At 69.7% G+C, this 22,504-nt stretch carries 22 protein-coding genes; 15 read left to right on the top strand and 7 right to left on the bottom strand.

Annotation, left to right across the window (positions count from 1 at the left end):
- Window positions 1-8: 8 nt before the first annotated feature.
- Window positions 9-1,292, top strand: coding sequence for a class I SAM-dependent methyltransferase (locus BW996_RS04740; protein ID WP_051632180.1), 1,284 nt, complete (start codon window positions 9-11; stop codon window positions 1,290-1,292).
- A 15-nt stretch (window positions 1,293-1,307) separates the two neighbouring features.
- On the opposite strand, the gene BW996_RS04735 is transcribed toward BW996_RS04740, so the two are convergent.
- Complete coding sequence (locus BW996_RS04735) at window positions 1,308-2,030, bottom strand: UPF0149 family protein (RefSeq protein ID WP_037484522.1); 723 nt, start codon at window positions 2,028-2,030, stop codon at window positions 1,308-1,310.
- Between the two features lie 166 nt (window positions 2,031-2,196).
- Here BW996_RS04735 and BW996_RS04730 point away from each other — a divergent pair, with 166 nt between their 5' ends.
- Together BW996_RS04730 and BW996_RS04725 are read left to right on the top strand one after the other, a co-directional pair.
- Window positions 2,197-3,003, top strand: a complete 807-nt coding sequence (locus tag BW996_RS04730; protein WP_051632179.1) for a winged helix-turn-helix domain-containing protein — start codon at window positions 2,197-2,199, stop codon at window positions 3,001-3,003.
- A 149-nt stretch (window positions 3,004-3,152) separates the two neighbouring features.
- Window positions 3,153-3,866 carry an EF-hand domain-containing protein gene (locus tag BW996_RS04725; RefSeq protein ID WP_162177999.1) on the top strand — a complete coding sequence of 238 codons (714 nt, stop codon included), beginning with the start codon at window positions 3,153-3,155 and terminating at the stop codon, window positions 3,864-3,866.
- Here the strand turns inward: BW996_RS04725 and BW996_RS04720 are convergent.
- Window positions 3,856-4,854, bottom strand: a complete 999-nt coding sequence (locus BW996_RS04720) for a tRNA dihydrouridine synthase (RefSeq protein ID WP_051632177.1) — start codon at window positions 4,852-4,854, stop codon at window positions 3,856-3,858. The genes BW996_RS04725 and BW996_RS04720 overlap by 11 nt on opposite strands.
- A gap of 122 nt (window positions 4,855-4,976) precedes the next feature.
- Between BW996_RS04720 and BW996_RS04715 the strand changes: the two genes are divergently transcribed.
- Both BW996_RS04715 and otnI read left to right on the top strand, forming a co-directional pair.
- On the top strand, window positions 4,977-6,026 hold the full coding sequence (locus BW996_RS04715; RefSeq protein WP_037484520.1) for a hypothetical protein: 1,050 nt from the start codon (window positions 4,977-4,979) through the stop codon (window positions 6,024-6,026).
- 31 nt (window positions 6,027-6,057) lie between these two features.
- Window positions 6,058-6,903 (top strand): 2-oxo-tetronate isomerase, encoded by an 846-nt coding sequence (gene otnI / locus BW996_RS04710; RefSeq protein ID WP_051632176.1) that lies wholly within the window; start codon window positions 6,058-6,060, stop codon window positions 6,901-6,903.
- Here the strand turns inward: otnI and BW996_RS04705 are convergent.
- On the bottom strand, window positions 6,884-7,780 hold the full coding sequence (locus tag BW996_RS04705; RefSeq protein WP_037484518.1) for a DUF808 domain-containing protein: 897 nt from the start codon (window positions 7,778-7,780) through the stop codon (window positions 6,884-6,886). The genes otnI and BW996_RS04705 overlap by 20 nt on opposite strands.
- 315 nt (window positions 7,781-8,095) lie before the next feature.
- On the opposite strand from BW996_RS04705, the gene BW996_RS04700 reads away from it, so the two are divergent.
- A complete protein-coding gene (locus tag BW996_RS04700; RefSeq protein WP_037484515.1) occupies window positions 8,096-8,311 on the top strand; it encodes a hypothetical protein in 216 nt (71 codons plus the stop codon).
- A gap of 14 nt (window positions 8,312-8,325) precedes the next feature.
- Here BW996_RS04700 and phoB read toward each other — a convergent pair whose 3' ends face one another.
- Both phoB and BW996_RS04690 read right to left on the bottom strand, forming a co-directional pair.
- Window positions 8,326-9,039, bottom strand: a complete 714-nt coding sequence (gene phoB / locus BW996_RS04695; RefSeq protein WP_037484513.1) for a phosphate regulon transcriptional regulator PhoB — start codon at window positions 9,037-9,039, stop codon at window positions 8,326-8,328.
- A 197-nt stretch (window positions 9,040-9,236) separates the two neighbouring features.
- Window positions 9,237-9,662 carry a hypothetical protein gene (locus BW996_RS04690; protein WP_139330743.1) on the bottom strand — a complete coding sequence of 142 codons (426 nt, stop codon included), beginning with the start codon at window positions 9,660-9,662 and terminating at the stop codon, window positions 9,237-9,239.
- Window positions 9,663-9,994: 332 nt separating this feature from the next.
- Between BW996_RS04690 and BW996_RS04685 the strand changes: the two genes are divergently transcribed.
- From BW996_RS04685 to BW996_RS04645, 9 genes are all read left to right on the top strand, one after another.
- Complete coding sequence (locus BW996_RS04685; protein ID WP_037484511.1) at window positions 9,995-11,818, top strand: glutamine--tRNA ligase/YqeY domain fusion protein; 1,824 nt, start codon at window positions 9,995-9,997, stop codon at window positions 11,816-11,818.
- A gap of 56 nt (window positions 11,819-11,874) precedes the next feature.
- Window positions 11,875-12,666 carry an enoyl-ACP reductase FabI gene (fabI, locus tag BW996_RS04680; RefSeq protein WP_037484509.1) on the top strand — a complete coding sequence of 264 codons (792 nt, stop codon included), beginning with the start codon at window positions 11,875-11,877 and terminating at the stop codon, window positions 12,664-12,666.
- A gap of 23 nt (window positions 12,667-12,689) precedes the next feature.
- Window positions 12,690-13,385, top strand: a complete 696-nt coding sequence (locus BW996_RS04675) for a response regulator transcription factor (RefSeq protein WP_037484507.1) — start codon at window positions 12,690-12,692, stop codon at window positions 13,383-13,385.
- A gap of 36 nt (window positions 13,386-13,421) precedes the next feature.
- Window positions 13,422-14,930 (top strand): sensor histidine kinase, encoded by a 1,509-nt coding sequence (locus tag BW996_RS04670; protein WP_051632174.1) that lies wholly within the window; start codon window positions 13,422-13,424, stop codon window positions 14,928-14,930.
- A gap of 126 nt (window positions 14,931-15,056) precedes the next feature.
- Entirely contained in the window at window positions 15,057-16,325 is a 1,269-nt protein-coding gene (locus tag BW996_RS04665) for an ABC transporter substrate-binding protein (protein ID WP_375131995.1), read from the top strand.
- A gap of 128 nt (window positions 16,326-16,453) precedes the next feature.
- Window positions 16,454-17,341, top strand: a complete 888-nt coding sequence (locus BW996_RS04660) for a carbohydrate ABC transporter permease (protein ID WP_037484505.1) — start codon at window positions 16,454-16,456, stop codon at window positions 17,339-17,341.
- A gap of 25 nt (window positions 17,342-17,366) precedes the next feature.
- Window positions 17,367-18,215 (top strand): carbohydrate ABC transporter permease, encoded by an 849-nt coding sequence (locus BW996_RS04655; protein WP_037484503.1) that lies wholly within the window; start codon window positions 17,367-17,369, stop codon window positions 18,213-18,215.
- A gap of 20 nt (window positions 18,216-18,235) precedes the next feature.
- Complete coding sequence (locus tag BW996_RS04650) at window positions 18,236-19,300, top strand: ABC transporter ATP-binding protein (protein WP_037484502.1); 1,065 nt, start codon at window positions 18,236-18,238, stop codon at window positions 19,298-19,300.
- A gap of 119 nt (window positions 19,301-19,419) precedes the next feature.
- Window positions 19,420-20,391, top strand: coding sequence for a glucokinase (locus tag BW996_RS04645; RefSeq protein ID WP_037484500.1), 972 nt, complete (start codon window positions 19,420-19,422; stop codon window positions 20,389-20,391).
- Window positions 20,392-20,498: 107 nt separating this feature from the next.
- Here the strand turns inward: BW996_RS04645 and BW996_RS04640 are convergent, their stop codons facing one another.
- Window positions 20,499-21,824, bottom strand: a complete 1,326-nt coding sequence (locus BW996_RS04640; protein ID WP_037484498.1) for a hypothetical protein — start codon at window positions 21,822-21,824, stop codon at window positions 20,499-20,501.
- Between the two features lie 20 nt (window positions 21,825-21,844).
- On the bottom strand, window positions 21,845-22,381 hold the full coding sequence (locus tag BW996_RS04635) for a hypothetical protein (protein ID WP_139330742.1): 537 nt from the start codon (window positions 22,379-22,381) through the stop codon (window positions 21,845-21,847).
- Window positions 22,382-22,504: the final 123 nt, after the last annotated feature.

The raw sequence follows: 22,504 nt of genomic DNA, 5'->3' as shown, positions 1-22,504 counted from the left end.
TTCCCCCCATGTTCACCGACCTGATTGCCGGCGCCGCGCCGCAGCCCGCCCCGGAGCCGACCGCGCGCGAGCGCTTCTTCCGCCTGATCGACACCGCGCTGGCGGCGCGCCAGATGGTGCGCCTGACGCTGGGCCGCTACCGTGGCCCCGAGGCCGACCTCGAGAAGGTGCTCGCGCGCCCGGTGCTGCTGCGCGGCGAGCCGCATCTGCAGCTGGTCTGGCGCTACCGCACGCGCGACATCACCAAGAACCACCCGCTGGCCGAGGTGCCGGCGCTGCTGGGCGGCCTGATCGCCACCGGCGCCTTCGAGAACGCGCACCTGCACACCCGCACGCAGGAGGCGCAGTTCACCGTCAAGACCAAGGGCGGACGCGACCGCAGCCTGCTGCGCGTGGGCCGCACCAGCACGCCCGCCGGCGACGAGGACGCCGCCGATGACGACGAGGCCGCCGACAGCCACAACCGCGAGAAGCAGCGCCTGCTGTCGCTGGAGCGCCCCTTCTGGCACGACCTGGGCGTGACCGACGCGCAGCAGCGTCTGATCCCGGCGATGTCGCGCAAGTGGCGCCAGATCAACCGCTTCGTCGAGGTGTTCTCCTCGGCGCTGGCCCAGGCCGGCCTGGACGCGCGCGATCCGGCCGAGCCGGTGCGGGTGCACGACTTCGGCTGCGGCAAGGGCTACCTGACCTTCGCGGTGCACGACTGGCTCGCCGGCCAGGGCCGCCGCGCCGAGGTCACCGGCGTGGAACTGCGCCAGCCGCTGGTGGACCTGTGCAACGCCGCCGCCCAGCGCCACCAGCTCGACGGCCTGCGCTTCGACGCCGGCGACGTGCGCGACTACACGCCCGCCGGCCTGGACGTGATGATCGCGCTGCACGCCTGCGACATCGCCACCGACTACGCGATCGACTACGGCCTGCGCGCCGGGGCGTCCGTCATCCTGTGCTCGCCGTGCTGCCACAAGGAGGTGCGCCCGCAGATGACGATGCCCGCGCTGCTGCGCCCGGTGCTGCAGCACGGCGTGCACCTGGGCCAGGAGGCCGAGATGGTGACCGACGGCCTGCGCGCGCTGCTGCTCGACGCCGAGGGCTACGACACCCAGGTGTTCGAGTTCATCTCGCTGGAGCACACCAACAAGAACAAGATGCTGCTGGCGGTGCGCCGCCGCCACACGCCCGCCGGCCACGCCGAGGCGGTGCGCGCGCAGATCGCCGCGATCAAGGACTTCTACGGCATCCGCACGCACTGCCTGGAGTCGCTGGTGGCCGCGCGGCGGCGACCCGCGGTCTGATCACGCGGCGCGAACTCAGCCGGCCTGCAGCGCGCAGCAGGCCTTGAACTTGCGCCCGCTGCCGCAGGGGCACGGGTCGTTGCGGCCGACCTTCGGCGCGCTGCGGCGGAAGGTCAGCGCCTGGCGCTCGCCGCGCTGCAGCTCGCGCCGCGCCGGGGCGAGCTGCTGGTGCAGCTGCAGCAGCGCGTCCGTCAGCACCTCGGGCAGCTCGGCGCGCATGGCCGCGTCGATCGGCGGCGGGCGCATCGCCTCGTCCTCGTCGTGCTCGTGGTGCAGCATCATGATCGGCACCAGCGCCTGGCCGGCCTCGTCGTCGGCCAGCAGCGGCTGCCAGCCCTCGGGCGCGATCTGCATGCCCAGCACGAAGCCCGCGGCCCAGTCGTTGCCGCCGGGCAGGCCGTCCGGCCTCAGGGCCAGGCGCGGGCGATGCGAGGCGCCACCGCGCGCGCCGCGCTCCAGCGCCGCGCCGATGGCCTCATGCATCTTCATCAGCGTGCCCACGATCGCGCGGGCCTGGCCCTCGTCGTCGAAGGAGGCCTGCGACTCGGCCGACTCGCCCCAGACCTGCGCCAGCCACACCGACGGCCCCGGCGGGCTGACAGCGCAGTGCAGCGCGCAGAAGAAGCCGTCGAGCCGCTCCAGCGTCATCGCCCCCGCCGGCAGGCTGGCCAGGAAGGACTGCAGCGCGGCCAGCTCGGCGGCATCAGGCGAGACGGAAGGAGGAGCGGCGTTGTTCATCGGCTGCGGATCCGGTATCGGTCGGTGACGGGAAAGGGCGAAAAGGCCGCGAGCGTAACCCACCGTCCCGGGCAGGTGAAGCAAAGGTAAGTGCAGGTAAACCGGGCGGTCCGGGCGGCACTGTTCAAGGCATGGTCACGTCAACGTCTCGATAGGCTCGATCGCCATGGAACGACCCGTCACGCATGACTTCGCGCTGTCGCCGCTGCCCCCCATGACCGCGGGCGCGGCCACCGCCTCCTGGCATCTCCTGCTGGCCGGCCTGCCGTTCAGCGACACCACCCGACTGCAGACGCTGATGCGCGGCTATGGCCACCGCGTCAGCGTGGTCCATGGCCTGGCCCAGATTCAGGCCCGGCTGGCCGACGACGAGATCGACGTGCTGCTGCACGGCAGCGAGCATCTGGCGCTGCTCGAGAGCATGAGCCGGCTGCCGAGCCGGCCGGCGCGCATCTGTCTGGTCGACGGCGCGGACGCCCGCTCGCGCATCGAGGCGCTCGACGCCGGCGCCGACGACTGCCTCTCGCGCCCCTACGCGCCGCGCGAGCTGCTGGCACGGGTGGCTGCGGTGCTGCGCCGGCGCGGCAGCGCAGCAGCCTCGGCGCCGGTGCCGGTGCCGGCCAACGATCCCGGACGCATCCTGCATTTCGGCGCCTGGCGCTACGAGACTGCGGCCAGGCGCCTGTGCACGCAGGACGGCACGGGCGTCGAGCTGTCCCCAGCCGAGGGCCGGCTGCTGATGACTTTTCTCGAGCATCCCAACGCGGTGCTCGAGCGCGAACGGCTGCTCGAGGCCACCCGTGGCCGCGAGAGCGACAGGACCGGCCGCGCCGAGCTGGACGTCGACGAGCGCAGCATCGACCTGCTGGTGTCGCGCCTGCGCCAGAAGATGCGCGACGATCCGCGCCAGCCGCGTGGCATCCGCACCATCCGCGGCGTGGGCTATCTGCTCGAGGCGATGCGCGGGATCTGAACAAGACCCGGATCATCCCCCAGACGAGCGCATCGATGTAGCGCCGCGAAACCTGCATGACAAGGCGCCGATACCTGAGGCGCCCATCCTTGAGCCCGTGATCCGGCCGACGCGCCGATCACCTCACCCCCCGATCAAGGATGCCGATCATGAACGTGAATTTCAGCAGCAGCAGCAGCCTCGGCGGTCTGTCGTCCGCGTGCGGCAGCAGTCGCACCCAGCGCAGCCAGGGCCCCAGCCAGGAAGAGATGGCGAAGATCTTCGCCGCGATGGACAGCGACGGCGACGGCAGCGTCACCCAGAGCGAGATGGAGGCGGCCCGGCCGCCGGCACCGCCTCAGGAATTCGACATGTCGTCGATGTCGACCACGCAGTTTGCCGGCATGGGTGGCATGGGCGGCGCCGGGGGGCCGCCCCCGGGCCCGCCTCCGGGCGGCATGGGGGGCCCGGGCGGCGCAGGCGGCCAGGACCCGATCCAGTCGCTCGACAGCGACGAGGACGGCTCGGTCTCCAGCGACGAGTTCGGTCTCGACGAGGCCAGCGATGAGGTGCAGGCGCTGTTCTCGGCCATCGACAGCGATGGCGACGACGCGCTGTCCTCCGACGAGATCAGCAGCTTCCGCGATCAGATGCAAGCCCAGGGCGGCGAGCGCCCCCACGGCCCGCCGCCGCCACGCCCGCCGCAGGACAGCGCGACCACGGACAGCACGAGCACCTCCGCCACCAGCGCTGCCACAAGCGCCTCCAGCGGCAGCTCGCGCACCGACGCGCAGGAATTCATCAAGATGATCGCGGCACGCTACGCGCAGATCAGCAGCGCGGACAGCAGCAGCAACAGCAGCGCACTGAGCGTCAGCGCCTGAGCTCGGACGGAAGACCCAGCGCCTGCTCCAGCGCCTGCGCCCGCTCCACCCCGAACAGACCGCTGGCGATCCCCCGCGAATCGGTGACGGTGCGCAGCCGCAGGTAGGCCTCGGCCGCCTCGGGGTGGCGCTGGCGCAGGAACTGCAGCCACTGCTTGAGCCGCCCGGCGCGGTAGCCGGGCTCGAAATGCCGGCCCACCAGCAGCCAGAAATCGGCCAGCAGGTCGAGCACCGCCGGCCAGTCGAGCTGGCGCCCGCCGCCGCTGGCGATCGCGATCGCCAGACCCGGATCGGCGACGATGCCGCGCCCGAGCATCAGCGCGTCGCAGCCCGACGCCTGCTGGCAGCGCCGGGCGTCGTCAAGCGTCCAGATCTCGCCATTGGCCACGATCGACAGCCCGGGCAGCGCCTGGCGCAGGCCGGCGATGCGGTCCCAGTAGGCCGGCGGCTTGTAGCCCTGCGCCTTGGTGCGCGCATGCACGACGATCTCGCAGGCCCCCCCCTCGGCGGCAGCACGCGCCGCGTCCAGCGCCTGCGCGTCGTCGTCCACGCCCAGACGCATCTTGGCCGACACCGGCATCGAGGCCGGCACCGCCCGGCGCACCGCCGAGACGATGCGCCACATCAGCTCGGGCTGGTCGAGCAGCGCGGCACCGCCGCCGTGGCGGTTGACCACCTTGGCCGGACAGCCGAAGTTCAGGTCGATGCCCGCCGGACCCAGCCCGGCCAGGCGCGCGGCATTGTCGGCCAGGCAGGCCGGATCGGAGCCGAGCAGCTGCGCGCGCACCGGCACGCCCGCCGGCGTGAGGGCGCCCGCGCGCAGCTCCGGCACGATGCGATGGAAAACCCGTTCGGGCAGCAGCGTGTCGGTCACGCGGATGAATTCGCTGACGCAGCGCTCGATCGCGCCGGCACGGGTCAGCATGTCACGGAGAACAAAATCCAGCAGGCCCTCCATCGGGGCCAGCAACAGTCGGGGAGCGGTCATGGCCGAGAGTGTCACCGATGGCACGACCGCGCCGATCCGCCGGGCCGGCCCGGACTGAAAGAGCCCACCCCGCAGCGCATAATCCGGCACCCGCTCCGCTTTCACGCTCTGCACCGAACTCCATGGCTCTCTACCGATGCAACCGCTGCGGGCACCTGTCCGAGCAGGCCGATGAACTGATCGGCTCGTCGCTGCCCTGCCCGTCCTGCCGGACCGACAACGCGGTCTATCCGACCGTGCGCTTCGTGCAGTCGATGCTGACGCGCTACTTCGCCGCCCGGCGCGACCTGACCGCCGCCCGTGCCGAGATCGAGACGCTGCGCCAGCAGGCGGCCGAGGCCGCCCAGGCCGGCAGCCAGGAAGCGCCGCCCTCGGTCTACTCGATGCCGATGGACTTCGATCCCACCAGCTCGGACCATTTCTGCAGCAAGGTTCAGGTCGCGCCGGTGCTGGACTGGCTGCGCCAGCACCAGGCCACCGTCGACCTGGACCCGCGCGCGCTCGACACCTCCGGCCCCTTCGACGCGATCGCCGGCCAGATCGCCGAGCAGCCGCGCCTGCTCGGCGAGATCATCGAGCGGGTGCGCAGCGCCCAGAAGCAGGACTACAGCTTCATCAATCTCGACCTGAGCCGGCGCACCCCCGAGGACGCCTGCGCGCTGCGCGACTTCTGCCAGGCGCTGGCCGAAGGCGGCCTGCTGGCCAAGTACCTGTCGCAGCCGGGTGATCCGGTGGTGCGGCTGTCGCTGCACCGCTCGGCGGAGAACCGGCGCTTCTTCGACGGCGGCTGGCTGGAGTGGTGGTCCTTCATGCTGGCGCTGCGCCATCTGCTCAACGTCGGCGCGGACTTCTCGGTCGGCCGCGACATCGGTCTGTCCTGGCCGAAGGACGACGGCCACAAGCTCGACGCGCTGTTCCTGCTCGACAGCCGCCGCCCGCTGGCGCTGCAATGCCTGACGGGCGATCCGGCACCGCATGTCGACCGGCTGCTGCACCTACGCGACCGCCTGGGCATCGATCCGGCCCACTACCTGCTGTGCGCCGCCGACCTGAGCGCGCGCCAGGCCGAATCGCTCACGCAGCGCACCGGCCTGCCGGTGGCCACGCTCGACGCCCTCAAGCCGATGCTGCGCGAGACGGTGCGCGCACTGCGCCAGCAGTCGCGGCGCTGAACGCCGGCACCGTGGATTCCGGCGTCACGCCATGCCCCGCTTCGCCGCCAACCTCAGCCTGCTCTACAACGAGCACGCCTTTCTCGACCGCTTCGCCGCCGCCGCGGCGGACGGCTTCGAGGGAGTCGAATACCTGTTCCCCTACGCCTTCCCGGCCGAGGAGATCGCAGCGCGACTGAAGGCCCACGGCCTGCAGCAGGTGCTGTTCAACGCGCCCCCGGGCGACTGGGAGGCCGGCGAGCGCGGCCTGGCCTGCCTGCCCGGGCGCGAGGCCGAGTTCCGCGCCGGCTTCGTGCAGGCCCTGGCGTACGCGCAGGTGCTGGACTGCCCGCGCATCCATGTGATGGCCGGCATCGCACCAGCCGGCGTGCCGCGTGGCGCGCTGCTCGAGGTCTACCAGTCCCATCTGGCCTGGGCCGCGGCGCAGGCGGCGGCCGAAGGGCGCGACGTGCTGATCGAGCCGATCAACCCGCGCGACATGCCCGGCTACTTCCTCAACCATCAGGACGAGGCGCATCGCATCGTCCAGGCCATCGGCGCGCCCAATCTCAAGGTGCAGTTCGACCTGTACCACGCGCAGATCGTGGAGGGCGACCTGGCCATGAAGATCCGCCAGCATCTGCCCACCGGTCGCGTCGGCCATTTCCAGCTCGCCGGCGTGCCGATGCGCCACGAGCCCGACCTGGGCGAACTGAACTATCCCTACCTTTTTGAGGTGATCGACGAGGTGGCGACGCAGTGCGGCTGGCAAGGCTGGATCGGCTGCGAATACCGCCCGGCACGCGGCGCGGTGGCCGGCGCCACCTCGGCCGGGCTGGGCTGGCTGCGTGCGGCCGGCGTGCCGGCTCGCGCTGGAATCAGCCGCGCAGCCGCTTGACCAGCATCACGCCGGCCAGCACCAGGGCGCCGGCGACGATGCCCACCAGCCCATCGGCCAGCACCGACACCAGCGGCGCCAGCGCACCGGCTGCAGCGGCCACCGGCTCGATCAGGTGGTGCAGCGCCGGCACGCCATGCACCAGGATGCCGCCGCCGACCAGGAACATCGCCGCGGTGCCGACCACCGCCAGCAGCTTCATCAGCAGCGGTGCGGCCCGCAGCAGCAGCTCGCCGAAGGCCGCGCCCCGGCCGGTGCGCACCATCCAGGCTCCGGCGTCATCCATCTTGACGATGCCGGCGACCAGGCCGTAGACGCCCACCGTCATCGCCACCGACACGCCGGAGAGCACCAGCGCCTGCGTCATCAGCGGCGCCCCGGCCGCCGCGCCCAGCGTGATGGCGATGATCTCGGCCGACAGGATGAAGTCGGTGCGGATCGCGCCGCGGATGCGCTCGCGCTCGAAAGCCACCAGATCGACCGCCGGATCGACCAGCGCGGCCGTCAGCTCGGCATGGTGGCTCTCGTCCTCCTCGGCGCTGTGCAGCCAGCGGTGCGCCAGCTTCTCGAAGCCCTCGAAGCACAGGAAGGCGCCGCCCACCATCAGCAGCGGCGTGATCAGCCACGGCGCGAACACGCTGATCAGCAGCGCCACCGGCACCAGGATCGCCTTGTTCAGCAGCGAGCCCTTGGCCACCGCCCAGACCACCGGCAGTTCCCGGTCGGCAGTCACTCCGGTGACCTGCTGGGCATTGAGCGCCAGATCATCGCCGAGCACCCCGGCGGTCTTCTTCGCGGCGACCTTGGTCAATACCGCGACATCGTCAAGCACGGTGGCGATGTCATCGAGCAGGGCAAGCAGGCTGGCAGCGGCCATCGGGTTCTCTCCTTGTCGCGAGCAGGGGTTTCCACGCATCCTAGCTGAGAGCCGGTGACACGCCGTGTGGACGCATCCACCTCTGCCAGCCCCGCACGCGCCGAGCGCTTCTCGCTGAAGCGGTGATCTGACCGCTCTTCGCCCTGCTGTTACGACTGCGACGGACAGACCGACGCTATTGCACGGTCCTGTCCTGCACGGGACCTCGCCAGGGCCTTACCTTTGCCGACATCGGGAGCACGCAGACTGGATTTCATCGGATCCCGTCGCGCACCAGAACCCGGGTCCGCCACAGCATCGTCAAGGAGTACCGTCATGCCTGCCAAGACCTGCGAAGCCCAGCACTACGAACTGCGCTTTCGCTCGCTGCACAACGAAGGCCGAGGCCTGAGCTTTCCGTGCGACGAGCGCGGCGAGGTTCCCCTGGACAAGCTCAGCGAACGTGCAGTGATGAACTATCTCTACGCGCGGGCCTGCATCGGCATCGAGTACGCCTATCCGGCCATCATGCTCAGCGACCATCTCCACTGAGCGGCCAGGAGGCGTCAGGCGGCCAGGCCGCCAGCGGCGCCCGGAACGCTCGAGGTCAGGCGGTAGCCGGCGCCGCGCACCGTCTCGATCATGTCGGCGCAGCCGACCGGCTGCAGCGCGGCGCGCAGCCGCTTGATGTGCACGTCGACGGTGCGCTCCTCGATGAACACATGATCGCCCCAGACCCGGTCGAGCAGCTGCGGGCGGCCATGCACCCGCTCCGGGTAGGTCATCAGGAAGCGCAGCAGGCGAAACTCGGTCGGCCCGAGCGCCACCTCGGTCTGGCCGGCGCGCACCCGGCGGGTGACCGGATCGAGCCGCAGCACGCCGATCTCGACCGCGCTCTCCAGCGCCTCGGGCAGCCGGCGGCGCAGCACCGAGCGGATGCGCGCCATCAGCTCGGTGGTCGAGAAGGGCTTGGCCAGGTAGTCGTCGGCACCGGCATCGAGCCCCTGCACCATGTCACGCTCGTCGCTGCGCGCGGTCAGCATGATGATCGGCAGGTCGCGGGTGCGGGCGTCGGCCCGCCAGCGCCGCGCCAGCGCCACGCCGGGCTCACCCGGCAGCATCCAGTCGAGCACGACCAGATCGGGCAGCGAATCGCGCACCGCCTGCACCGCCTCGTCGGAGGTGGCCGCGATGCGCACCTCGTGGCCCTCGAAGCGCAGGTTCATCGACAGCAGCTCGGCGATCGCCGCTTCGTCCTCGACGACAAGAATGCGTCCCATGGTGTCATCTTCCGTGTGTTCGGAGCCGAACGCGAAAAATGCGCACGCCCCTGGATCAGCGAATGATGACGACTGTAGGCAGGCGGGATGAAGCTTTCGTGACAAAAGCCTGCCCGCGTGCCGATCCGCACAGGCGCCGCCGCGCGGACCTGCCGGCCTGCGCGGCGCAGAAAATCAGTTTCCTGGGAATATGGAAATCAGCCGATGCGGCCATCCATGAACGCCTGCTGCAGATCGACCAGCTCGTCGAGCACCTCGACCGCAAAACCCCGGCGATCCGGGCGGGAACTGATCAGCAGGCTGTCGAAATAATCCGCCACCGCATGATGGTCGCCCCAGGTCAGGGCCATGCGATTGATGATGTGCGGATGGCGCCGCGCGGTGATCACCGGACGCACCGGCACCGGCAACGACTGCAGCCAGCGGGTGGCAAAGACGGTCAGGCGCTCGCCGCTGGCCGCCTCGACGGGCGTGGACGGCCCCGTGCGGGCAGGTTCGCGGGCTGAAGACATGGAATTCCCGGAATTCTGAGAGGTGTTTCCGGGCGATCCTGCGGATATCCGGTTCATTTGCCCGGGAATCGACGGCGAGGAAACCATCGAAAAGAAGGACTGTCTGAACATGACCGCTCCCGGTAACTGTGTGTGCTTGTGACGATTGTGCATCGTGTTACCGAGAGCCGCCGGAACCGGGGATTGAAAAAGTACCGATTCCGGCAGGGCATTTGCGAGTTTTTTCGATCCTCGCTGCGCATCGGGCAGCACAGGGTCGCCGCAGGACCTCGCCATCCCCGGCACCGGTGATGCCGTCCCGCGCGGATCGGGCGCGCTGGCCGCAGCGCCGATCGGGGCCGGCGCCGCTGGCTACAATCGATCGATCCCGCAAGGGCGCCCCCGGTGGCCGCCCTGCCCTGCATCCTGCTGCCAGCCCTGCGCTGTCCTGCCTGCCTCACTTCATGAGCGACGCGAACCACACCCCCGCCGACGGCTCCGGCCCGGAACACAAGACCAGCAACTTCCTGCGCGCGATCATCGAGCGCGATCTCGAGCAGGGCAGCCACGCCAGCCGCCGCTGGGCCGGCACGCCCGGCGACGGCGCGCACCACGCCGCAGGCGATCCCGACCCGGCGAAGATCCGCACCCGCTTCCCTCCCGAGCCCAACGGCTACCTGCACGTCGGTCACGCCAAGAGCATCTGCCTGAACTTCGGCCTGGCGCGCGACTACGGTGGTGTCTGCCACATGCGCTTCGACGACACCAACCCGGAGAAGGAGGAGAAGGAATACGTCGACTCCATCCTCGACGCGGTGCAGTGGCTGGGCTTTGGCTGGGACTCGTCCTTCGGCGGCAAGACCGAGAGCCATCTCTATTACGCCAGCGACTACTTCGACTTCATGTACCGCGCCGCCGAGGCGCTGGTGCAGGCCGGCCTGGCCTATGTCGACGAGCAGACGCCCGAGCAGATGCGCGCCAACCGCGGCGACTTCACCACGCCCGGCACCGACAGTCCCTTCCGCAGCCGCACGCCGGCCGAGAACCTCGCGCGCTTCCGCGAGATGCGCGACGGCCAGCATGCCGACGGCGCGATGGTGCTGCGCGCGAAGATCGACATGGCCTCGCCCAACATCAACCTGCGCGATCCGGCCATCTACCGCATCCGCCGCGCCACGCACCACAACACCGGCGACCGCTGGTGCATCTACCCGATGTACACCTTCGCGCACCCGATCGAGGACGCGCTGGAGAACATCACCCACTCGATCTGCACGCTCGAGTTCGAGGACCAGCGCCCGTTCTACGACTGGCTGCTCGACAAGCTCGCCGAGCTGAGGCTGCTGGCGCGTCCGCTGCCGCGCCAGTACGAGTTCGCGCGCCTGAACCTGACCTACGTCATCACCAGCAAGCGCAAGCTCGCGCAGCTGGTCAACGACGGCCATGTCAGCGGCTGGGACGACCCGCGCATGCCCACCATCGTCGGCCTGCGCCGGCGCGGCTACACGCCGGAAAGCATCCAGCTCTTCGCCGAGCGCATCGGCGTGACCAAGGCCGACAGCTGGATCGACTACTCGACGCTGGAGATCGCGCTGCGCGACGACCTGGAGAGCAAGGCGCACCGCGGCATGGCGGTGCTCGACCCGGTCAAGCTCGTGCTGACGAACTGGGACGAGGTGATGGGCGCGGGCCACCTGGAGCCCTGCGCGCTGCCGGCCCTGCCCCATGTCGCCGAGGGCCAGACGCCGCCGCCGGCGCGCGAGTTCACCATCGGCCGCGAGGTCTGGATCGAGCGCGAGGACTTCGCCGAGGTGCCGCCCAAGGGCTACAAGCGCCTGTTCCCCGGCAACAAGGTGCGCCTGAAGGGCGGCTTCGTGGTCGAGTGCACCGGCTGCGAGAAGGACGCCGAGGGCCGCGTGACCGCGGTGCTGGCCACCGTCGTGCCCGACACCAAGAGCGGCACGCCCGGCGCCGACGCGGTCAAGGTCAAGGCCGCCATCACCTGGGTCGGCGTGGCCGACGGCGTGGCCGCCGAGGTGCGCCTGTACGACCGCCTGTTCTCCGACGCGCATCCGGACGCCGGCGGCCGTGACTTCAAGGCCAGCCTGAACCTGGACAGCTGCCGCGTCATCACCGCCTATGTCGAGCCCTCGCTGGCCCAGGCCGCGCCCGACCAGAAGTTCCAGTTCGAGCGCCACGGCTACTTCGTCGCCGACCGCCAGGACCACGCGCCGGGCCGCCCGGTCTTCAACCGCATCACCGGCCTGAAGGACAGCTGGGGCAAGTGAGAGACAATCCACGCCCTCAGCTCGTTCCTCTCAGCTCGTAACCACACGGAGAATCCATGGGTTTCCTCGCAGGCAAGCGCCTTCTGATCACCGGTCTGCTGTCGAATCGCTCGATCGCCTACGGCATCGCCAAGGCCTGCCACCGTGAAGGCGCCGAACTCGCGTTCAGCTATGTCGGCGAACGCTTCAAGGACCGCATCACCGAGTTCGCCGCCGAGTTCGACTCCAAGCTCGTCTTCGAGTGCGACGTCAGCAGCGACGAGCAGATCGAGCGCGTCTTCGCCGACCTGGCGCAGGCCTGGCCGGAAGGCTTCGACGGCTTCGTGCACTCGATCGGCTTCGCGCCGCGCGAGGCCATCGCCGGCGACTTCCTCGACGGCCTGTCGCGCGAGAGCTTCCGCATCGCGCACGACATCTCGGCCTACAGCTTCCCGGCGATGGCCAAGGCGGCCTTCCCGCACCTGCGCCCGGGCAGCTCGCTGCTGACGCTGAGCTACCTGGGCGCGGTGCGCTTCGTGCCGAACTACAACACCATGGGCCTGGCCAAGGCCTCGCTGGAGGCCAGCGTGCGCTACCTGGCCGCCAACCTGGGCCCGAAGGGCATCCGCGTCAACGGCATCTCGGCCGGCCCGATCAAGACGCTGGCCGCCAGCGGCATCAAGGACTTCGGCAAGCTGCTCAACCAGTTCGCCGGCAACGCGCCGCTGCGCCGCACCGTCACCATCGAGGACGTGGGCAACGTGGCCGCCTTCATGCTGTCGGACCTGGCCGCGGGCATGACGGCCGAGATCAGCTATGTCGATGGCGGCTTCAGCCAGGTCATGATGGGCAGCACGCCCGAAGCCTGAGGCCTGACCCCGGAGAGCCCCGCATGCGCGCCCTGCTGGCCGAAGACGACGCCATCCTCGCCGACGCGCTCGGCACCAACCTGAAGTCGGCCGGCTTCGAGGTCGAGGTCGCCGACAACGGTGCGGTGGCCGAATACCTGCTGACGAAGCAGGCCTTCGACGTCGGCATCATCGACATCGGCCTGCCGCTGGTGGATGGCCTGACGGTGGTGCAGCGGGTGCGCGCGGTCAAGCCGGGGCTGCCGCTGCTGATCCTGACCGCGCTCGACGGGCTGCACAACCGCGTCGCCGGCCTCAACGCCGGCGCCGACGACTACCTGACCAAGCCCTTCGACTTCCCCGAGCTGGAGGCGCGCATCCGCGCGGTGCTGCGCCGCAGCCAGGGTGCGGCGGCGCAGCCGGCCGCACCGGCCGACACGGATGCGGTCAGCGTCGGTCAGCTGCAGTTCGATCGCGACGCGCGGCGCGCCACCATCGCCGGCCAGCCGGTCGAGCTGTCGCCGCGCGAGTGGCTGCTGCTCGACCTGCTGCTGAGCCAGCGCCGCAAGGTGATCACCAAGGAGCAGATCGCCCAGGCCTGGTCGACCGAGGTGTCGGAGAGCGGCGGCCCCAGCTCGCTGGAGGTCTACATCCACCGCCTGCGCCGCAAGCTCGAGGGCTCGGGCGTGGGCATCCGCACCGTGCGCGGCCTGGGCTATCTGCTCGAAACCCAGGACTGACACGCCCTGCCCCGTGCGGCGACACTCGCGGTCGCCATGCCTGTCTTGCCGCAGTCCCTGCTCAACCGCCTGCCGGTCGTCTCGCCCGGCAGCCGCTCGCTGCGCCGTCACCTGCTCGCCTGGCTGCTGCTGCCGCAGCTGGTGCTGTGGCTGGCCGCGGCGGTCATCACGCACCATGTCGCGGCGCGCTATGCCGACCGCGCGATCGACCATGGCCTGTATTTGTCCTCGCGCGCGCTGGCGCGCCAGGTCAAGCCGGTCGACAGCGGCCTGCTGATCGATTTCCCCCGCGCTGCGCGCGACATCATCGAGTCCGACCCGGACGACCGGGTCTACTACATGGTCAGCAGCCCGCCGGGCGAGTTCATCCTCGGCAACCACAAGCTGACGCCACCGGCCGACATCGAGGCCCTGGTGCCCGAGCGACCCTCGTTCTACGACGCCCGCATCGACACGGCCGACGGCGAGGTCACGGTGCGGGTCGCCGCCATCGTGCTGAACTACGGCGAGCCCGGCCGAGGCCAGCGCATGATGGTGCAGGTCGCCAAGAGCCGCGTCAGCCGCGAGGCGCTGGCGCGCGACCTGCTGGTCGACACCGCGCTGCCGCTGCCGCTGTCGCTGCTGGTGCTGGCGATGTCGGCGCTGGTCTGGGCCGGCGTGCGCACCGGGCTGGCGCCGCTGGCACGGCTGCGCGAGGCCGTCAGCGGCCGCGGCCCCGACGATCTGGCGCCGATCGAGCTGGAGTCCGCCCCCGAGGAGGTGCGCGATCTGGCCGCCGCGGTCAACACCCTGCTGGCGGCGGTGCGCGACTCGGTGGCGGCGCAGCAGCGCTTCATCGGCGACGCCGCGCACCAGCTGCGCACGCCGCTGGCCGGCCTGAAGGCCCAGACCGAGCTGGCGCTGAAGGAGACCACGGATCCGGCCCTGCAGGCGCGGCTGCGGCGGGTGCACGAGAGCGCCACCCGCAGCGCCCACCTGATCAACCAGCTGATGACGCTGGCACGCGCCGAGCCGGAATCGGTGGCGCAGATCGGACGCAGCCGCTTCGACCTGCGCCGGCTGGTGCAGGAGCTGACCGCCGAGCTGGTGCCACGCGCGCTGGCCGAAGGCGCCGACCTGGGCATGGACCAGCCCGAGGGCGAGGGCGACACCCCAGGCGAGGAGCCGCCCGCGCTGGCCATCGACGGCAATGCGCTGCTGATCCGCGAGGCGATCGCCAACCTGATCGACAACGCGATCCGCTACGCCGGTCGCCATGCCGAGATCACCGTGCGGGTGCGCGAGGACAGCGCCCGCCGCCGCGCGATCGTCGAGGTCGACGACACCGGCCCCGGCATTCCGGAGGCGCTGCACGGCGCGATCTTCGAGCGCTTCTTCCGCGGCACCCAGGAAGGGCGCGGCTGCGGCCTGGGCCTGGCGATCGTGCGCGAGATCGTCGAGCGCCATCACGGCCGGGTGCAGGTCGCCCGGCTGCATCCGCACGGCACGCGCATGTCGGTCAGCCTGCCGCTGCCCGGGGCGACGCCGCAGGAACGCGGCACCTGAACGGCAGATATCAGGGATTTCACCTAATGTTAATCCTTTAAAGCATCATTAATCTTCATGCCTGTCAGCAGGGACGTGTGCGTACCCTGCGCGAGACACCCACCCACCCCTTGGACTGGAGCAGACATGAAGAAGATGGAGAAGACGACGCGCTTCGCGCGCAACCTGCTGGCCGTGGCGGCCGGCCTGACCGTGGCGGGCCTGGCGCAGGCCGGCGAGGTCGAGGTGCTGCACTGGTGGACCTCCGGCGGCGAGGCCAAGGCCGCGTCGGCGCTGAAGGCGACGCTGCAGGCCAAGGGCCATAGCTGGAAGGATTTCGCGGTGGCCGGCGGTGGTGGTGACTCGGCCATGACGGTGCTGAAGTCGCGCGTGGTCTCGGGCAACGCCCCGGCCGCGGCCCAGATCAAGGGCCCGTCGCTGCAGGAATGGGCCGCCGAGGGCGTGCTGGCCAACATCGACGACGTGGCCAAGGCCGAGAAGTGGGACAGCGTGCTGCCCCCGGTCGTGGCCAACGTCATGAAGTACAAGGGCAACTACATCGCCGCGCCGGTCAACGTGCACCGCGTGAACTGGCTGTGGGCCAACCCGGAAGTGTTCAAGAAGGCCGGCGCCAAGGTGCCGACCACCTGGGACGAGTTCTTCGTCTCGGCCGAGGCGCTGAAGAAAGCCGGCATCATCCCGGTGGCGCACGGCGGCCAGCCCTGGCAGGACTTCACCACCTTCGAGAGCGTGGCGCTGGGCGTCGGCGGCACCGACTTCTACAAGAAGGCCCTGGTGCAGCTCGATCAGGCCACGCTGAAGAGCGCGACCATGGACAAGGTCCTCGAGACCTTCCGCAAGGTCAAGGGCTACACCGACAAGAACGCTCCGGGCCGCGACTGGAACCTGGCGACCGCGATGGTCATCAAGGGCGAGGCCGGCATGCAGCTGATGGGCGACTGGGCCAAGGGCGAGTTCATCGCCGCCGGCAAGGTACCGGGCAAGGACTTCACCTGCGCCGCCGCCCCCGGCACCGCCAAGGCCTTCACCTTCAACGTCGACTCCTTCGCGATGTTCAAGCTGAAGAACGAGGCCAACGTCAAGGCGCAGAAGGATCTGGCCGCCGCGATCATGTCGACAGACTTCCAGGAAGTGTTCAACCTGAACAAGGGCTCGATTCCGGTTCGCCTGAACATGGACCTGGCCAAGTTCGACGACTGCGCCAAGCTCTCGAGCAAGGACTTCGTCGACACCGCCAAGTCGGCCTCGCTGGTGCCCTCGGTCGCGCACGGCATGGCCGTGCCGTCGGCCGCGGCCGGCGCGATCCAGGACGCGGTCAGCCAGTTCTGGAACAGCGACAAGATGTCGGTCGCCGATGCCAAGGCCAAGATCGCCTCGGCCGCGATGACGAAGTGATCACGGCGTGATCCCCGGGCCGGCTGCGGTGTCGCGGCAGGCCCGTGCACCCAGATCATGGCCGCCGTGGCGGCCATGATGCTTTCCGGACCCGGCTCCCGGGTCCGCTCCCCTGCCTCGTCACCACCATGTCCACTCCTTCCGCCGCTGCCCGGCTGGACCACTGGCTGCCGCGCCTCGTGCTGGCGCCCAGCTTCGTCCTGTCGTTCCTGTTCATCTACGGCCTGATCGCCTGGAACGGCTACCTGTCCGTCTCGGCCTCGCGCCTGCTGCCGAACTACGAGTTCGTCGGCCTGCAGCAGTACGAGATCCTGTTCCAGTCGGAGCGCTGGATGGTGGCGCTGAAGAACCTGGGCATCTTCTCGGTGCTGTTCATCGGCATCGGCATGGCGCTGGGCCTGCTGCTGGCGATCCTGCTCGACCAGAAGATCCGCGCCGAAGGCCTGCTGCGCACGATCTACCTCTACCCGATGGCGCTGAGCTTCATCGTCACCGGCACCGCCTGGAAGTGGATCCTGAACCCGGGCCTGGGCCTGGAGCACCTGATGCAGCAGTGGGGCTTCGAGAACTTCCGCTTCGACTGGCTGGTCGACCCCGACATGGCGATCTACACGGTCGTGATCGCCGGCGTCTGGCAGAGCTCGGGCTTCGTGATGGCGCTGTTCCTGGCCGGCCTGCGCGGCATCGACGACTCGATCATCAAGGCGGCGCAGATCGACGGCGCGACGCTGCCGCAGATCTACTGGCGCATCATCATTCCGAGCATGCGGCCGGTCTTCTTCTCGACGCTGATGGTGCTGGCGCACATCGCGATCAAGAGCTTCGACCTGGTGATGGCGCTGACCGCCGGCGGCCCCGGCTTCGCCACCGACGTGCCGGCGACCTTCATGTACACCCACGCCTTCACCCGCGGCCAGATCGGCCTGGGCGCGGCCTCGGCCACCGTGATGCTGGCCACCGTCGCGGCCATCGTCGTGCCCTATCTGTACAGCGAGCTGCGCTCGCAGCGTCGCTGACCCGGCGCCGGCGGAGAGTCCCCTCATGAAAAACGTCCACCGCTTCATCATCTTCGGCCTGCTCGGCGTCTTCGCGCTGTTCTTCCTGCTGCCGTTCTACGTGATGCTCGTGACCTCGCTGAAGGACATGGGCGAGATCCGCGGCGGCAGCCTGCTGGCCCTGCCGGCCGGGCTGAACTTCGAGGCCTGGGGCAAGGCCTGGTCGAGCGCCTGCACCGGCACCGACTGCAACGGCCTGCAGCCCTTCTTCTGGAACTCGATGGCGATGATCATCCCGGCCGTGGCGATCTCCACCACGCTGGGCGCGCTCAACGGCTATGTGCTGACCAAGTGGCGCTTCAAGGGCAGCGAGCTGCTGTTCTCCTTCATGCTGTTCGGCGTGTTCATGCCGCTGCAGGTGGTGCTGCTGCCGATGTCGCAGATCCTGGGCTGGGTCGGCCTGTCGGACTCAATCTGGGGCCTGATCACGGTGCACGTGCTGATGGGCCTGGCCTCGACCACGCTGTTCTTCCGCAACTACTACATCGGGCTGCCCGACGAGCTGATCAAGGCGGCGATGCTCGACGGCGCCGGCTTCTTCCGCATCTTCGTGCGCATCGTGCTGCCGCTGTCGACGCCCATCCTGGTCGTCACGCTGATCTGGCAGTTCACCAACATCTGGAACGACTTCCTGTTCGGGGTGGTCTTCTCCGGCGCCGATTCCAAGCCGATCACGGTGGGCCTGAACAACCTGGCCAACACCTCCAGCTCGGTCAAGGAATACAACGTGGACATGGCCGCCGCGATGATCGCCGCGCTGCCGACGCTCCTCGTCTATGTCGTCGCAGGCAAGTACTTCGTGCGCGGGCTGACCGCCGGCGCCGTCAAGGGTTAAGAAGGATTCAGGATCTCATCATGGGCGCACTTTCCATCCGCAACGTCCGCAAGACCTACAGCGGCGACATCCACATCCTCAAGGGCATCGACCTGGAGATCGAGAAGGGCGAGTTCCTGATCCTGGTGGGCCCGTCGGGCTGCGGCAAGTCGACGCTGCTGTCGATGATCGCCGGCCTCGACAGCCCCACCAGCGGCACCATCCACATCGGCGAGCGCGACGTCACCCACGAGCTGCCGAAGAACCGCGACATCGCCATGGTGTTCCAGAGCTACGCGCTCTACCCGAACATGAACGTGGCCGAGAACATCGCCTTCGGCCTGGAGATGCGCAAGGTGCCGAAGGCCGAGCGCGAGAAGGCGGTGGCCCGCGTGGCCAAGATGCTGCAGATCGAGCACCTGCTCGAGCGCAAGCCCGGCGCGCTCTCCGGCGGCCAGCGCCAGCGCGTGGCCATGGGCCGCGCCCTGGCGCGCGATCCGGCGCTGTTCCTGTTCGACGAGCCGCTGTCCAACCTCGACGCCAAGCTGCGCGTGGAGATGCGCGCCGAGATCAAGCAGCTGCACCAGCGCACCAAGACCACCACCGTCTACGTCACCCACGACCAGGTCGAGGCGATGACGCTGGGCGACCGCATCGCGGTGATGCAGGGCGGCGTGGTGCAGCAGTTCGGCACGCCCGACGACATCTACAGCCGCCCGGCCACCGTCTTCGTGGCCGAGTTCATCGGCTCGCCGGCGATGAACATGCTGCGCGGCACCGCGGCCGCCGGCGGCGTGTCGGTGGGCGGCACGCTGCTGGCCACCCACGCCGAGCACCAGGCGGCGGCCCCGGCCGGCCGCAAGGTGATCTACGGCCTGCGTCCGGAGAAGATCAGCTTCGCCGCCAGCGGCCTGGCCGGCGAGATCACCATGCTGGAGCCGACCGGCCCGGAGACCTATGTGTCGGTGAAGACCGCCGCTGGTGCGGTGGTGGTGCGGCTGGCCGGCCATGTGGCCGAGCAGGTCGGCGACACGGTGCACCTGAGCTGGTCGACCGACGCGGTCCACCTGTTCGACGGCGAGACCGAGAAGCGCCTGGGCCGCTGAAGCCCCGCCCGGCTTGTTCTGGGCACGAAACCTGCGGCGCGCTAGGATGGCGCGCCGCAGCCGTTTCCGGCCGGCGCCTGTTCTTCCCTGCCCTTCCTCCCCGACTGACGTCCCCGCAGATGAGCTCCCGTTCGCCCTACCCCCGCCTCGTGGCCGACATCGGCGGCACCAATGCCCGCTTCGGCTGGATCGCGCATGACGGCGCCGCGATCGACCAGATCCGCACCCTGCCCTGCGCCGAGCACGCGACGCTGGCCGACGCGGTGCGCGCCTATCTCGCCGGCACCGGCCTGGGCCAGCCCGGCTCGATGGCGATGGGCATCGCCAATCCGGTCACCGGCGACGAGATCCGCATGACCAACCACCACTGGGGCTTCTCGATCTCCGGGCTGCAGGCCGATCTGGGCCTGCAACGGCTGGTGGTGATCAACGACTTCACCGCGCTGGCGCTGGCGCTGCCTTCGCTGCAGCCGCACGAGCTGCGCCAGGTCGGCGGCGGCAGCGCCCGCCCGCAGGCGCCGATCGCGCTGATCGGCCCGGGCACCGGCCTGGGCGTGTCGGGCCTGCTGCCGGCGGGCGACCAGTGGGTCGCGCTGGCCGGCGAAGGCGGCCATGTGACGCTGGCGGCCGGCGACGCGCGCGAGGAGGCGATCATCGCGGTGCTGCGCCAGCGCTACGGCCACGCCTCGGCCGAGCGCGCGATCTGCGGCGCCGGTCTGGTGGCGCTGTACGAGGCCGTCTGCCAGCTCGACGGCGTGGCCGCGACCGCCTCCACCCCGGCCGACGTCAGCCGTCGCGCGCTCTCGGGCGAGTGCGCCCGCAGCGTCGAGGCCGCCACGCGCTTCTGCGCGCTGCTGGGCAGCGTCGCGGGCAATCTGGCGCTGACGCTGGGCGCGCTGGGCGGCGTCTACATCGGCGGCGGCATCGTGCCGCGCCTGGGCGAATTCTTCGATCGCTCGCCCTTCCGCGCCCGCTTCGAGGCCAAGGGCCGCTTCCAGGCCTATCTGGCGCAGATGCCAGTCTTCGTCATCGACGCCAGCGTGTCGCCGGCGCTGCTGGGCGTGGCGCGGGCGCTGGATCAGGATCTCTGAACCGGCCACGCCGCCGTCAGGTCAAGAAAAAAGCCGCGGCACCCACCGCGGCTTTTTTGCGTTTTGCGGATCGCCCGATGCGCAGACACATCCGGCGATGCCGACGATCAGAGCGCGTAGGTCGGCAGCTCGGTGCTCTCGTAGCTGGCGAACGGCGCAAAGGCCTTCACCTCCGGCTTGGCCCAGCTGCCGTCGCTGTTCTTCGTCAGCACGACCCTGACCGGGAAGGTCAGCTTGGTCTGCTGCACGAACTCGGGCAGATCGGTGTAGGCGAAGGTCTTGGAGTAGACCTCGCCGGACTTCGCCGTCGCGATCTGCAGGGTGATCGGCGTCAGCGAAGGAATCTGGGCATGCACGCGGGTCACGGCGATCCAGTAGGTACCGGGCAGCAACTTGCTCTCGTCGCAGGAAGCGTAGTAGTGCTCCGGACCGGTGTCCGACAGCGATGTGCCCTTGCCATCCTTGTCCAGATAGCCGGCATAGCCCTGCTTGGAGACATCACCGCCGCCGCCCTTGCCCGGGTCGCCAGTGGTCGAGAAGTGCACCCACTGCACATAGCTGCTGCTGGTCTGCGGCGGCGTCGGCTCGATCACATGCAGGTCGAAGTCATTCTTCAGCGCGTTGCCGTTGGCATCGGTGCCGTAGGCATTGGACGGCACCGACCACGACAGCGTGGCGGTGAAGAAGCCCTGGTTGTTGTGCAGACCGCTCGGGGTCTGAAGCGCCGCCATCTTCTCGGTCAGCGCGGTGACGGTGCTCTCGACGGGACGGCTGGTGAGCGACAGGCGCAGCGCGGAGCTGTTGCTCGGCGAACCGATGGCCGTGAAGCTCTGGTCGGCGAACAGCGTACCCTGGCTGCCCAGGCTGGCGAGCGTGACCTTCTGGCGCTCGGTGTAGAGCGCCTGGATGCAGGCCTTCTGCGTGTTGCCGACCGTGGTCAGCGCGCTCACGGAGGCCGCCTTCTGGCTCGTCACCTGCTCCGCGAAGGACGAGGTCAGCGCGGTGAAGCGGCTGTCGCCGGTGCGGCCGGCCAGCGTGCTCCAGGCCGAGCCGTCACCACCCAGGAAGTCCCAGAAGTATTCCCAGTGCGCGCTCAGCGCGCCGTCGAGCGCGCTGCGGTAGGCACTGGCCAGCGCCTGCAGCTGGGTCGGGGTCAGGCTGTAGAAGGTCTCGTAGCGGACCGGCTCGCTGTTGATCGTCTCGACGCTGCCGGTGTTGCGGCCATGCCGTGCGATGCGCATCGCGGCGCGCTGCGCATCGGCATCATCCGGCAGCGCCAGCGTGTCGTTGTAGTAGGCGACGACATAGCCGCCTGCCGCATCGCAGATCGAAGTCGTGGCCGCGGTGGCCGTGCCCGCCAGCATCGCCAGGCCGGCTGCGCCCGCCAGCGCGTGACGCAGGAAGTTGTGCTTGCTCTTCAGCATGATCTTCATCGTGTCGCTCCCGGTCGGTGTCAGTTGCTGCTGGTGCAGCCGGTGCCTTCGGGGGCACGCACGACGGTGTCGTTGACCGCAGCGGCGTAGGCCAGATAGGCCGAGGCGCGGGCGTCGGTGTTGAGGGTCACGCGGCGCACATCGGCCACCGCCTTGTAGCCGGCGTCGATCGAGGCGGCGCTCTGCATCACGCATTCGACCGCATCGCTGGCGGCGGTGCGCGCCGTGCGCAGCGCATCGGCGTCGCTCGTGCTGACCGTGATCGCGCCCTGATAGGCGCGGGCCAGCTGGGTCGCGGCCGCGCTCATCGCGCTGGTGTAGCCCTGGCTGCCGATCCAGGTGGCGACATCGTCGCGCACGCCGTCGGCATTGGCATCGGCGCCGGCAGCAGCACTGCCACGATCCAGCGCCAGCGTCGAGCCCGACACGCCCGCCATCACCTCAGTGGTGGTCTTTGCCGTCGGCGCGGTCACCTCGCTGCCACCGCCACCACCCCCGCCGCAGCCGGCCAGCAGGCCGAGCGTCAGCAGCGCCCCCATCATCGACAACTTCTTCATGATCATCGTTTCCCAGCAGGTCACTCGATGGCCGGGAACCCGTTCAGGCTCATTTGCAGAGCCTGCCCGGAGCTCGCTCCCGACCGATGAGGCATTCTGGAACCGGTGAAGAAGGAGCTTTAC

The sequence above is a fragment of the Sphaerotilus natans genome, assembly GCF_900156335.1.
In the GTDB taxonomy this organism is placed as follows: Bacteria; Pseudomonadota; Gammaproteobacteria; order Burkholderiales; family Burkholderiaceae_C; genus Sphaerotilus; species Sphaerotilus natans.
This window is presented reverse-complemented; position numbering and strand designations above follow the sequence as displayed.

What these genes read in the sequence shown, in the direction of transcription:
- BW996_RS04740 (WP_051632180.1), top strand. Translation starts at nt 9, where the DNA reads ATGTTCACCGACCTGATTGCCGGCGCCGCGCCGCAGCCCGCCCCGGAG.
- BW996_RS04735 (WP_037484522.1), bottom strand. Translation starts at nt 2,030, where the DNA reads ATGAACAACGCCGCTCCTCCTTCCGTCTCGCCTGATGCCGCCGAGCTG.
- BW996_RS04730 (WP_051632179.1), top strand. Translation starts at nt 2,197, where the DNA reads ATGGAACGACCCGTCACGCATGACTTCGCGCTGTCGCCGCTGCCCCCC.
- BW996_RS04725 (WP_162177999.1), top strand. Translation starts at nt 3,153, where the DNA reads ATGAACGTGAATTTCAGCAGCAGCAGCAGCCTCGGCGGTCTGTCGTCC.
- BW996_RS04720 (WP_051632177.1), bottom strand. Translation starts at nt 4,854, where the DNA reads ATGACCGCTCCCCGACTGTTGCTGGCCCCGATGGAGGGCCTGCTGGAT.
- BW996_RS04715 (WP_037484520.1), top strand. Translation starts at nt 4,977, where the DNA reads ATGGCTCTCTACCGATGCAACCGCTGCGGGCACCTGTCCGAGCAGGCC.
- otnI (WP_051632176.1), top strand. Translation starts at nt 6,058, where the DNA reads ATGCCCCGCTTCGCCGCCAACCTCAGCCTGCTCTACAACGAGCACGCC.
- BW996_RS04705 (WP_037484518.1), bottom strand. Translation starts at nt 7,780, where the DNA reads ATGGCCGCTGCCAGCCTGCTTGCCCTGCTCGATGACATCGCCACCGTG.
- BW996_RS04700 (WP_037484515.1), top strand. Translation starts at nt 8,096, where the DNA reads ATGCCTGCCAAGACCTGCGAAGCCCAGCACTACGAACTGCGCTTTCGC.
- phoB (WP_037484513.1), bottom strand. Translation starts at nt 9,039, where the DNA reads ATGGGACGCATTCTTGTCGTCGAGGACGAAGCGGCGATCGCCGAGCTG.
- BW996_RS04690 (WP_139330743.1), bottom strand. Translation starts at nt 9,662, where the DNA reads ATGTTCAGACAGTCCTTCTTTTCGATGGTTTCCTCGCCGTCGATTCCC.
- BW996_RS04685 (WP_037484511.1), top strand. Translation starts at nt 9,995, where the DNA reads ATGAGCGACGCGAACCACACCCCCGCCGACGGCTCCGGCCCGGAACAC.
- fabI (WP_037484509.1), top strand. Translation starts at nt 11,875, where the DNA reads ATGGGTTTCCTCGCAGGCAAGCGCCTTCTGATCACCGGTCTGCTGTCG.
- BW996_RS04675 (WP_037484507.1), top strand. Translation starts at nt 12,690, where the DNA reads ATGCGCGCCCTGCTGGCCGAAGACGACGCCATCCTCGCCGACGCGCTC.
- BW996_RS04670 (WP_051632174.1), top strand. Translation starts at nt 13,422, where the DNA reads ATGCCTGTCTTGCCGCAGTCCCTGCTCAACCGCCTGCCGGTCGTCTCG.
- BW996_RS04665 (WP_375131995.1), top strand. Translation starts at nt 15,057, where the DNA reads ATGAAGAAGATGGAGAAGACGACGCGCTTCGCGCGCAACCTGCTGGCC.
- BW996_RS04660 (WP_037484505.1), top strand. Translation starts at nt 16,454, where the DNA reads ATGTCCACTCCTTCCGCCGCTGCCCGGCTGGACCACTGGCTGCCGCGC.
- BW996_RS04655 (WP_037484503.1), top strand. Translation starts at nt 17,367, where the DNA reads ATGAAAAACGTCCACCGCTTCATCATCTTCGGCCTGCTCGGCGTCTTC.
- BW996_RS04650 (WP_037484502.1), top strand. Translation starts at nt 18,236, where the DNA reads ATGGGCGCACTTTCCATCCGCAACGTCCGCAAGACCTACAGCGGCGAC.
- BW996_RS04645 (WP_037484500.1), top strand. Translation starts at nt 19,420, where the DNA reads ATGAGCTCCCGTTCGCCCTACCCCCGCCTCGTGGCCGACATCGGCGGC.
- BW996_RS04640 (WP_037484498.1), bottom strand. Translation starts at nt 21,824, where the DNA reads ATGAAGATCATGCTGAAGAGCAAGCACAACTTCCTGCGTCACGCGCTG.
- BW996_RS04635 (WP_139330742.1), bottom strand. Translation starts at nt 22,381, where the DNA reads ATGAAGAAGTTGTCGATGATGGGGGCGCTGCTGACGCTCGGCCTGCTG.